Source organism: Arthrospira sp. PCC 8006 (genome assembly GCF_046480465.1).
GTDB classification, from domain to species: Bacteria; Cyanobacteriota; Cyanobacteriia; order Cyanobacteriales; family Microcoleaceae; genus Limnospira; species Limnospira platensis.
Genome location: NZ_PKGG01000409.1, coordinates 1 through 2,051, shown reverse-complemented (window position 1 = coordinate 2,051; position 2,051 = coordinate 1). Strand labels below are relative to the sequence as shown.

Genomic DNA, 2,051 nt, shown 5'->3' with positions numbered 1-2,051 from the left:
GTTACTCTCTACGCCCTGATTTCTCAGTTTTGTTTATGACCTTGAGTTCCCTGCCTTGCTTCGATTTCTCCAAGCGTCGGGACATATAAACAGTTATGGGATGGTCAGGGTACGAGTCCCTTTTATTCCACCAAGGGGTGAAAGTACCACCAGGAGGTCATTGGTTCGATATAAGTGGTAACACTGAAAATCCCATAACTGTCTGTGTGTCCCGACGTTTGGCTTCGACAACCAAACAAGACAGGGAGACTCAAGGTCAAGACAGACCGCCTTTTATGAAGAGTTGTGGCTTCATAATAACACAAAGCGGAAAGTTGAGAGTAACGGCGGTAGCCACCCCAGCAATTCTCATTTTGGCGAAAACCTGTTCAAGTCCCCAGCATCCCTGTATCGTAATGACATCTAAGAAACCCAGGAGCGCCAGAGCCGTTGAAAAAGCCAGGTGGCTTTGAGACTCTAGTCGGTTCTTTCCGCCAGTGCTTGTCATCGCTACCGGACAAGCGCCGGGGTAAAAATCGCCGCTATGGAATGGAGGATGCCGCTTTAAGTGCGTTTAGTGTGTTTTTTACTCAAACTCCGTCGTTTCTGGCTTATCAACGTCTGATGGAGGGGAGTAAAGGCAAGAGCAATGCCCAAAGTCTGTTTGGAGTTCATCGAATTCCCTGTGATAACCAGATTCGGGACTTATTAGATGCCGTGTCCCCAGAGCACCTGTTTCCAGTGTTTGAGGATATCCTACAAGTCTGGGAAGCCCAGGGGCAGTTAGAAGACTTCCGTTGCCTAGGGGACAGTCTATTAGTCGCGTTGGATGGCACCGAATACTTCAGTTCCGACCAAATTCACTGTCCCCACTGTTCAACGCGCACCCAGAAGTCAGGAAAAACCCATTACTTCCATAGTGTTGTCACTCCAGTCATCGTCTGTCCGGGACAGAATCATGTGATTCCCTTAGTCCCCGAATTTATCGTGCCCCAAGATGGTCATGATAAGCAAGACTGTGAGAATGCCGCCGCCAAACGCTGGCTATCGAGGCAAGAACAATGCTTGAGGGCTTTGAATGTCACGGTTTGAGGGGATGACCTCTATTGCCACCAACCGTTGTGTCAGCAGTTTTTAGAGCAGCAACTTAACTTCATCGTCGTCTGTCGCCCCGAGTCTCATACTACCCTCTATGAACACCTAGAGGGCATCGAACTCCCGACCCTCACGACCAAGAAGTGGACTGGTAAAGTCGAGAAAACCTATACCTACCGCTATCTCAACGGAGTCCCCCTCAAAGATAGCGATGAGGCGCTGTTGGTTAACTGGTGCGAACTTACTGTCACCACCGCTGATGGCCAGGTAACCTATCACAACTCCTTGGCCACGAATTATCCTCTCAGCGATGAGAATGTAGCCGAGGTGGTTCGGGCCGGGCGGACTCGTTGGAAAGTTGAGAATGAGAACAACAACACTCTCAAGACCAAGGGCTACCATCTCGAACACAATTTTGGCCATGGCAAGCAGCATCTTTCTTCCTTGCTCCGGACCATCAACATCCTCTCGCTGCTCTTCCACACCCTGCAGGAGTTGCTCGATAACAAGTACCAGTTGCTACGAGCGCACTTACCGAAGCGCCAAACCTTCTTTAATGATTTGCGCGCGCTTACCCAGACTGTACTTCGACAGTTGGGACCACCTTCTGACCTTTATGCTTGAGGGTCTCGAGTTAGACATCCCACCCGATAGCAGTTGAATTTCCAAAATGAGAATTGCTGCCTGTGGTAGGTTGAAATAGTTGCTAATTGCGATCGCTGACAACTGAGAGTTTGCCAAGGAGACTACCTGGCACTTGACGACCTTTGAGGGTGTAACTATAATGTAATTACATCCTGCTTTTCAAGCCATCCCAGCATGAGCAAAGTGATTAGAACCCGAATCGTTAAAATTGGCAACTCCCAAGGTGTGCGTATTCCTAAACTGCTTTTAGAGCAAAGTGGTATTCAGACAGACGTTGAAATCGAAGTGGAGGGCGATCATCTCACGATTCGCAACGCACGACGGTTACGCAC

1 protein-coding gene and 1 pseudogene are annotated in these 2,051 nt (G+C 49.1%); both read left to right on the top strand.

The features are described from left to right. Positions 1–429: 429 nt before the first annotated feature. A pseudogene (locus B9T16_RS28090) lies at positions 430–1,698 on the top strand (ISNCY family transposase). A gap of 195 nt (positions 1,699–1,893) precedes the next feature. After that, positions 1,894–2,051, top strand: a 158-nt coding sequence (locus tag B9T16_RS28085; RefSeq protein WP_410246326.1) for an AbrB/MazE/SpoVT family DNA-binding domain-containing protein, incomplete at its 3' end; no start/stop codon positions are given.